This window comes from Paucidesulfovibrio gracilis DSM 16080 (assembly GCF_900167125.1).
In the GTDB taxonomy this organism is placed as follows: Bacteria; Desulfobacterota; Desulfovibrionia; order Desulfovibrionales; family Desulfovibrionaceae; genus Paucidesulfovibrio; species Paucidesulfovibrio gracilis.
On the sequence record NZ_FUYC01000036.1, the window covers coordinates 1 to 8,655 of the forward strand.

Genomic DNA, 8,655 nt, shown 5'->3' on the forward strand with positions numbered 1-8,655 from the left:
AGTTTTTGGAAAGGGGGTCCAGGGGGAAGAACCTTTCTTCAGAAAGGTTTTCCCCCTGGTCGCCGAAGGCCGCCTGTCTTTTCCGCTTCTTCCTTTTATTCTATACGAACGACGCACAGGGTCATGGGTACGTGTTGTTGGCGTGTCGGATCAATGGTGTTGGTGGTGTGTGCCTTGCGCAGAAAAAGTGCGGGCGGGGCATCGTCCGGCCCTGGCGCGGGCAGGGATGCGGGTCCGTTGAGGGCGAAGGTTGTTGTATCGTGGGCGGGCAGTTCGCGCAGGATGCGTCCTTGCGCGTCGCACAGGAACGCGTCCGCAAAGGTGGTGTCGGCCTCGCCGTTCAGCAGCGGTTTTGCCAGTGTGGAAAGCAGTTGGGGATAGCAGAGGACATTGGCCCGCAGCACGCAGTGCAATGCGCCTGTGGCTTTGGCGAGGCCGTATTGCACGGCCCGGGCGAAGTCAACGGGTTGTTCCAGGCGATGGGCGGCAAAGGTGCGTCCGTGCGCGGGGTAGCGGGCATGCCAGACCCGTTCGATGGCATTGGTCTGTTCGTCGTAATAGGAAGCGTAGGACACCTTTTCCTGGTTCACGGCGTGTTGCAGTGCGGTGGCGACTTCGGGGGTATTATCCGTGGAGGCGTTGTCCACCAGCAAAATTTCCAGCTCCGGGTAGTCCTGAAACCAGAGGGCATCCAGGCAGGCTCCAAGGTATGTTCCTTGATTGCGGGTCGGGACGATGACGGAAATTCGCGTTGTTTTTTCAGGATTTTTTTTATGCATGGCGGTTTCGGCAGGGGTTTGCCGCGATCCTCGAACAGGGACCGCGCAGTAGCCTCTGACATACGCCTCGCAGCGCTTGAGGGCAATGTTTCGTGGTTCCCCCCTGGACATTTATTTAGGGTTTTTCTAGATAGAGAGGAGCGGATAGTTGATTTTTCCCGAAGGTCGCGACATCGGCATCTTGCTGATTCAGGGGAAACGCGTTGCCCGGCCAGGAAAAAATGCCGCAGGGCAGCGCGGCCACCATCCATATCAGGGGCTTGGCGGAACATGCGCAAGCGTGCCGCCAAAGGGGAAATCCATGCACATGAGGGGAAGCCTGCGCATTCACCCCATCCATAATTTTGCCATTGCACGCGTGAGCCGGTTTGCGGCCCGTGGCGCGGCCCTGTGGCGGCATGTCCGGCGGCCGGTCTCGGTGCTCATGTTCACGTTGCTGCTCTCCGCTTTCTGCTGGAGCACGGCATCCCCGTCCCGAGCCATGGGCATTGGCCAGCAATTCAACGAAGCCTACCGGGAATTTCATTCTCTGGCCAAGGACACGAAGCGCAAGCGGTTCCGCTCGCATTGGGAGGACGTGGAAGCACTGTTCAACGCGGTGTATTCCCGTAATCCCAAGGGCGAGTACGCGCCCAAGGCGTTGTATTACAACGGCCGGGTCTACGAGGAGATGGGCGCGGTCAGTTTCGTGGATTCGGACTATGCCAAGGCCGTGGACTACTACCACCGCGCCGCGGAACGTTTTCCCACGCATACCTGGATCGACGACTGCCTGTACCGGGCCGGGGTGTTGCTGCGCGACAAGCTGGACAACCCCGCAGGAGCGCATCGGGACTTTTTGGCCGTGGTGCGTGAGCATCCCGACGGGGACATGCGCGAGCGTGCCCAGCGCGCCCTGAACGAACTGGACGCCACGGCCGCGCAACAGCAGGCTGCCGCGCCCCGACCCCGCCCGGTTTCCACGGCGGATGGTCCGGCTCATCTGGATATGATCCGTTACCGCTCCAGCGATGACTATACCCGCGTGGTCTTGGAAATGGACCACCCCGTGGAGTATGTTTATAAATTTCTCGACCCCATCCCGGAGAAGGGCAAGGGGCATCGGGTCTATATTGACCTGCGCAACGCCCGCATGGGAGCGGACATCGACCGCAACGTCCGTATCTCCGACGGAATCCTGCGGGGTTACCGCGTGGGCCAGAACGACGCGCAGACCACGCGTGTGGTCCTGGATTTGCTGAAGTATCAGGATCACAAGGTATTCCATCTGGACAACCCCTTCCGCATCGTGGTGGACGTGTACTCCCCGGACAAACCTCCGTCCTCGGCCACGGCCCAGCAATCCATTCCCGAAGATGCGGCCAAGCGCTACGAAGATGTGGATCCCCAGGATCTGGTCAAGGTGCTCGGCCTGACCATCAAGACCGTGATGATCGATGCGGGCCACGGCGCTCATGACAAGGGAGCCGCGCACAACGGTCTGTATGAAAAGGACATCAATCTCACCGTGGCCAAGGAAGTGGGCGCACTGCTGGAAAAGGAAGGATTCCACGTCCTCTATACCCGCACGGACGATACGTTTGTGCCGCTTGAGGAACGCACGGCCATGGCCAACATGTCCAAGGTGGACCTGTTTCTCTCCCTGCACTGCAACGCCTTTCGCAAGTCCTCCATCCGGGGGTTTGAGACGTACAGCCTGAGCCTGAAGTCCTCCTCGGAGCAGGCCCGGCGCGTGGCCGCCAGGGAAAACGGTGTCCAGCCGCACCAGATCAGCGATTTGCAATTCATCCTTGCGGACCTGGTGCTCAACTCCAAGGTGGAGGAAAGCTCGGACCTGGCCGAAGATATCCAGCGCAACGTGGTGCGGCATGTGCGGGGAAAATACGGCATTCGCGACCACGGACACCGCCACGCCCCGTTTTATGTGCTCATGGGCGCGAAAATGCCCGCCGTGCTGGTGGAGATGGGCTATCTCACCAACCGGCATGACGCCGCCAATCTGGGATCCGCCAAGTATCGCCGCCGCATTGCCGAAGGCATTGTCAAAGGCGTCCTGGCCTACAAGAAACGCATTGAAAGTTTTGCCATGAACTGATCCCGGCCAAAACATTTCAGGGTTTGCCGGATCAAAAGGGGACGTGCATGCTTGAGCTGGACATTCCTGGATTTGGCTTCCTGAGCCTGGAGCACCTGGTGCTGGATTTCAACGGCACCCTGGCACATGACGGCGCGCTCCTGCCCGGGGTGGCCGGGAATCTGCGCCGATTGGCCGGAGAACTGAGCCTGCATGTGGTCACGGCGGATACGCACGGCGGGTGCGCCCGCGCCCTAGACGGATTGCCCGTGCGGCTCACCGTGTTGAAACGCCCGGCGATTCCCCGCGATTCCGGCAATGGTGAAGATGAGGCCAAGCTCGCCCTGGTGCGTTCCCTTGGTGCAACACACTGTGCGGCCGTGGGCAATGGCCGCAACGATGCGCTCATGCTGCAAGCCGCGGCCGTGGGCGTTGCCGTGGTGCAGGGCGAATGCGCGGCCATGGCCGCCTTGCACGGCGCGGACCTGATCGCCCCGGATATCCTCGCGGCCCTGGGTCTCTTTCTGGTTCCGGCACGTCTTCTGGCCGGGCTTCGGCAATAAAAAAGCCCGCTTTCAAATAAGAAAACGGGTTTTCCCTGGTCCCGCACGCCGACTACGCCCGACCTGCCGAGGATCCCGGCGTTTGGGGCTAGTCTTCGCCCTCGGCCTGGTCCAGCCACTCGGTGAGCGCATCCATGATCTGCCGGGCCTGCTTGGGGCTGGAGATCACGAACTTGGACTTGGGCCGGTAGCTGCCCTGCACCTTTTGGTAGCGGCGGATTACGTATTTTTCCGGTCCGAATTCTCCGCTGGTGCGGTTCAGATCCTGGTAGCGGAACAAAATTGTGGACCACGCGCCCTTGGTAAGGATGCGCTTGTCCAGCTCCCGGACAATCTCCTGTCCATCTTCCTCATAGGCTACGGTCAATTCATCCACGGTTTCGGCCATGGCGTCCTCCTTTTGCCTGGTGTTGCCGCCCGGCCTGTTATTATTTCAGCGGTCCTGGGCGGGAAATCCATATGCGCGTTCAGCAAGCGGTGTAGAGGATTTTCCCGCCAAAGGCCAGAGCCGGGCCTGAAGCGGGCGCTTGCTTGCCTCCCGGATTATACCATGGAAGCAAGGTATTCATAATACCGGACAATTTTATAGCATAGTACACTATTTCAAAAGGTTGCGTGGTATTGACAGGTCTATGGGTGAAAGGGTAATAGCCCGTTTCCCCATTCGGAGGTATTCCCTTATGAACATAGCCATCAAATTTATCTGTATTCCGTTGTTGGTTGCGGGCGTGGTGCTGCAAGCCGTACGCCTGGAGGCCAAGGACCAGCGCATTGATACGTTGGAGCGCGACCTGCGCATGGCCGAATATCAGGTGGAGACCGCCACCCGGACGCTGGCCGTTACCCAGGCGCTGCAAAAGCGGCTGCTGGAGGGCAAGCGCGTCAAAACCGTCACGGTCACCGCATATAACCCCCATGAAGACCAGTGTGACGCGGATCCCCTGGTGGCCGCGAGCATGCGCAAGGTACGCACCGGCACCATCGCGGTTTCCCGCGACCTGTTTGACCAGGGCTGGGTGTTCGGCAAAAAGGTCCGCATTGAAGGACTGGGCATTTTTGAAATCAACGACCTGATGAACAAACGATTCTCCCGCAGTGTGGACGTCTTCATGTGGGATGAATCCCAGGCGCTTTCGTTTGGCCGCCGCCAGGCCAGGGCCGCGCTGCTGGACATCTGACCCCGCCGGAACAGGGACCGGACAGCAACGTTCCGGCCCGATTCTCCCTCCATTGCCTTTCCCTGCCCTCCGCAGGTGTGCTACCATTCTGAAACTGGGAGGATCCGTGCTGTCCGGCAAGATGCGAGAACACACACCACACCCCTGCCCCGCAGGGCCAAACGCGCCTGGCCGGGGCTGGACGCGGCCGCGCAATCCGGCGCGCTGGGTACGGCTCGGCCTGGTTCTGGTCGGGCTGGTGCTTTCCTGGTGCATGCCCATGAACGCCATGGCCCAGCAAGAGCCGGTCAAGGTTTCCGAGTCTCGGGTCATTCGGGTGGGCGTGTACGACAACCGGCCCATTATCTTTCCTGTGGGCGTGGACGGGGCTGGCGGCTTTTTTGTGGACGTGCTCGAAAGCGTGGCCCAACGCCAGGGCTGGCGGCTGCAATATGTTCACGGAACCTGGGCCAATGTGTTTGCGGCTGTGAAACAGGGCAAAATCGATCTGCTTCCGGCCGTGGCGCATGAAGAGTCCCGCGAATCCTTTCTTTCCTTTTCCTCCCGTACCCTGCTCACCAACTGGGGCCAGATTTATGCCCGCCGGGGACTCAACGTGCAATCCCTGCTGGACATCGACGGGCTGGTGCTCGGTGTGCTCGACGGGGATACCCATGCCAAGGCGATTCAGAATCTGCTGGATGAATTCGGTATCTCCTACGCCGTGGTCCGCTTTTCCTCTTATGAGGACTTGCTGCGCGGTCTGGAGGATCATGTCGCGGACGTGGGCGGGCTGAACCGCATCTACGGCACGAAAAACGCCTGGAACTACCGCGTGAGCAGTACCCCGGTGGTCTACAACCCCATTGAGCTTCGCTTTGCCGCGCCTGCGGGCGATCCGGCCGGTGTGCTGCCCGCTCTGGATACCGCGGTATCCGCCATGATGCGCGACAAGGACTCCACCTATCACCAGTCCCAGGCCCGTTGGTTCGGCGGGGTTCCGTCCGGACTTCCAGCCTGGGTGCTGCCCGTGTCCGCGGGCGCGGGGCTGCTGGTCATGCTCCTGGCGGGCATGAACATGCTCATGCGGCGGCGCATTGCCGATCGTACCGCGGAATTGGTCCAGGCCCGTGACGCAGCCCAGACCGCTTCCCGGGCCAAGAGCCGTTTTCTGGCCAACATGAGCCATGAAGTCCGCACCCCCCTGAATGGATTGCTGGGCATGCTCCAGATTTTGCGGGATACGCCTTTGAACGGAGAACAGCAGGAATTCGTGGACACGGCCCTGCATTCCGGACGCAGCCTGCTCAGCGTCATCAACGATGTGCTCGACCTTTCCAAAATTGAATCCGGCTCCCTGGAGGTCAGCGAGGAAGCCTTTTGCCCGCGGGCAATGATCAATTCCGTTCGCGATCTCTTTCAGGAGGAGGCCCGGAAAAAGGGAGTGCGGCTTTCCGTGCACGTTTCGCCGGATATGCCGGACGCGCTCCTGGGGGATGCCGGGAAATGGCGGCAGATCTTGTTTAATCTGGTGGGCAATGCCGTGAAATTCACCCATCAGGGCAGCGTGGACGTGGAAGCGGCTCTGTTGGACGGTTCGGACAACCGACAATCCTCCTCGTCAGACCGGCACATGATCCGGCTGGAGGTGCGCGATACGGGCATTGGCATTGATCCGGATTTGCAGGACAAATGCTTTGAACCGTTTTGCCAGCTGGACGCCTCGCCCACTCGTGCCTATGGCGGTGCCGGGCTGGGGCTTTCCATTGTCCGGCGGTTGGTGGACATCATGGAGGGGCAGGTCAGCTTTCGGTCCGAACCGGGCTGGGGAACCGCCGCCGAGGTGCTCCTGCCCGCTCGCGTGGCTCCGGCAATGGATCAGGATCCATGCACCCCGGATCCGTCGCAGCCAGCCACGGAACCCCGCGGACTGCGCGTACTGGTTGCCGAAGACAATCGGGTCAACAGGCTGGCCATGCGCCGCTTTTTAGAGGGCATGGGGCATACCGTGCTGGAAGCGGGCAATGGGCGGGAAGCGCTGGATACCCTGGCATTGCAGGAAGTGGACTGCGTACTCATGGACGTGCAGATGCCGGTCATGGACGGCACGGAGACCACTCTGCGCATCCGCGCCGGAGAACTGGGAACCGCGCGCCGCAGCCTGCCTGTGGTGGCGGTGACGGCCCACGCCATGAAAGGCGACCGGGAAAGTTTTTTGGCGGCCGGAATGGACGATTATCTTGCCAAGCCCGTGGACCGCAAGGACTTGCGGCAGGTGCTGGCCCGTCTTTTCGGATCAGGCCGGTCCCCCCTTCACTACTAGAAAGGGAACCATTCAAGGCAAGGCGTCCCTACCGTACGCAATGGGGTGTGCTCTTTGAAGCGTGCCGGAGCTTGCTGTTTTGGGAACGTCCTTGGACGGCCGACGTTGCCTGATCCGTTATCCCGTGCTATTGCGCTGAAAATTCAGAATGTTGTGGAGGCGTCGTGCTCGAATTTCTAGGCGTGACCCTGTTTATTCTTTTGGCGGCCATGGCCCCGGGCGCGGATTTTGCCATGGTCATGCGCAATTCCCTGCTCTACTCCCGCCAGGCCGCCTGTTGCACGGCCCTGGGCGTGGGCAGCAGCATGCTGGTCCACCTTTCCTACAGCTTGTTCGGGCTGGCCATGATCATTGCCCAGTCCGCCACGCTTTTTGCCATGGTCAAGTATGCGGGAGCCGCGTATCTTTTCTGGCTCGGGGTGCAAAGTCTGCGCGCTGCTTCGGCTGGGCAGGACACCTGCTCCCACACCGCGCCACGTCCCACGAAAATGCGTACTGCTTTTGCCCAAGGATTTTTCTGCAATTTGCTCAATCCCAAGGCGCCGTTGTTTTTTCTGGCCTTTTATTCCGTGGTCGTGCCAAGCGGCGCTTCGCTGGAGGTGCGCGCCCTGTACGGGCTGGAATGCGCCGTGGTGGTGGGAGGCTGGTTCGTGCTGTTGGCCCTGTTGGTCACGCATGCCCCGGTGCGCCGCGTTTTGGCAAAGGCCAAAGCCTGGATTGCACGCTTGCTCGGCGGCACCATGCTCTATTTTGCGGTGCGGCTGGCTTTGCTGACACGCTGACCCGGGCCGGATTACAAATCCACGATGGTGATTTGCTCCGGTGTCAGATCCTGCCCCAAAAACACGCCCGCCACACGCGCAAAACGTCCGGCACCGTCCGTGGCCATAAACCGGACCCGTTCCTCGGCATTGGCCTGCTTGCCCCGTCGCAATCCCGCCTGATCCAGATATTCGGCCACTTGGGCCGCGGCCGTGGCCGCGGAATCAATGACCGCCACGCCTGATCCCGCCACGCGGGCGATGGGTGCGCAAAGCACCGGGAAATGGGTGCAGCCGAGCACCAGCGTGTCCGGTCCCTGCTCCCCAAACCGGGCGAACAGCGGACGTAAATATTCCTGTACAATGCCTTCCACCAAGGGACCATCGGTCCAGCCCTCTTCGGCCAGGGCCACAAACAGCGGGCAGGGCAGGGAATGGATTTGCGCGTTCGGCCGGATGCGCCGGATGGCGGTGTGGTATGCGCCGCCCCGTACCGTGCTCTCTGTGGCAATCACCGCGATGCGGCCCGTGTCCGTGCGTTCACACGCGGCCCGCGCCCCCGGCTCCACTACGCCCAGCACGGGCAGGCCGGGGAAATTTTCCCGCAAGGCTGGCAACGCCACGGATGAGGCCGTATTGCAGGCCACCACCAAGAGCTTTACGCCCTGGTCCGCCAATACCCGCGCACACTGCACGGCGTACCGGGAAACCGAGGCCGGACTTTTGGCTCCGTAGGGCAGCCGCGCCGTGTCCCCCAGGTACAAAAAATCCTCACCAGGCAGTCGGGCCGTCAAGGCGCGCAGCACCGTGAGACCGCCTACCCCGGAATCAAAAACACCTATGGGCTGGGCCGGCTCCGGCCCGGGCATGTCGTAACGCATGGCTCGACCTATCCCCATCAACCCCGGCTTGTCCAGCGCCATTGATCAAGAAAAGGCGGCCTTCGGCGACCAGGGGGAAAACCTTTCTGAAGAAAGGTTCTTCCCCCTGGACCCCCT

At 61.2% G+C, this 8,655-nt stretch carries 8 protein-coding genes; 5 read left to right on the forward strand and 3 right to left on the reverse strand.

Going from position 1 to position 8,655, the window contains the following annotated elements; genetic code table 11:
• Window positions 1–95 precede the first annotated feature (95 nt).
• The gene (locus B5D49_RS14330; RefSeq protein ID WP_159447257.1) at window positions 96–779 is read right to left on the reverse strand and encodes a glycosyltransferase family 2 protein; all 684 of its coding nucleotides are present in this window, start codon (window positions 777–779) and stop codon (window positions 96–98) included.
• Window positions 780–1,080: 301 nt separating this feature from the next.
• Here B5D49_RS14330 and B5D49_RS14335 point away from each other — a divergent pair, with 301 nt between their 5' ends.
• Together B5D49_RS14335 and B5D49_RS14340 are read left to right on the forward strand one after the other, a co-directional pair.
• Window positions 1,081–2,874: an N-acetylmuramoyl-L-alanine amidase gene (locus B5D49_RS14335; RefSeq protein ID WP_234990774.1), complete on the forward strand. Its 1,794-nt coding sequence runs from the start codon at window positions 1,081–1,083 to the stop codon at window positions 2,872–2,874.
• A gap of 47 nt (window positions 2,875–2,921) precedes the next feature.
• Window positions 2,922–3,416 carry an HAD family hydrolase gene (locus B5D49_RS14340; protein WP_078718411.1) on the forward strand — a complete coding sequence of 165 codons (495 nt, stop codon included), beginning with the start codon at window positions 2,922–2,924 and terminating at the stop codon, window positions 3,414–3,416.
• 88 nt (window positions 3,417–3,504) lie between these two features.
• Here B5D49_RS14340 and B5D49_RS14345 read toward each other — a convergent pair whose 3' ends face one another.
• Entirely contained in the window at window positions 3,505–3,804 is a 300-nt protein-coding gene (locus tag B5D49_RS14345) for a hypothetical protein (RefSeq protein ID WP_078718412.1), read from the reverse strand.
• 292 nt (window positions 3,805–4,096) lie between these two features.
• Between B5D49_RS14345 and B5D49_RS14350 the strand changes: the two genes are divergently transcribed.
• The 3 genes from B5D49_RS14350 to B5D49_RS14360 all read left to right on the forward strand — a co-directional run bounded on the left by B5D49_RS14350 (window position 4,097) and on the right by B5D49_RS14360 (window position 7,678).
• Window positions 4,097–4,594, forward strand: a complete 498-nt coding sequence (locus B5D49_RS14350) for a 3D domain-containing protein (protein WP_078718413.1) — start codon at window positions 4,097–4,099, stop codon at window positions 4,592–4,594.
• Window positions 4,595–4,700: 106 nt separating this feature from the next.
• Window positions 4,701–6,896, forward strand: a complete 2,196-nt coding sequence (locus tag B5D49_RS14355) for a response regulator (protein WP_159447258.1) — start codon at window positions 4,701–4,703, stop codon at window positions 6,894–6,896.
• A 164-nt stretch (window positions 6,897–7,060) separates the two neighbouring features.
• Window positions 7,061–7,678, forward strand: coding sequence for a LysE family translocator (locus B5D49_RS14360; RefSeq protein WP_078718415.1), 618 nt, complete (start codon window positions 7,061–7,063; stop codon window positions 7,676–7,678).
• Between the two features lie 11 nt (window positions 7,679–7,689).
• Here B5D49_RS14360 and murI read toward each other — a convergent pair whose 3' ends face one another.
• The gene (gene murI / locus B5D49_RS14365) at window positions 7,690–8,538 is read right to left on the reverse strand and encodes a glutamate racemase (protein ID WP_234990776.1); all 849 of its coding nucleotides are present in this window, start codon (window positions 8,536–8,538) and stop codon (window positions 7,690–7,692) included.
• Between the last annotated feature and the right edge of the window lie 117 nt (window positions 8,539–8,655).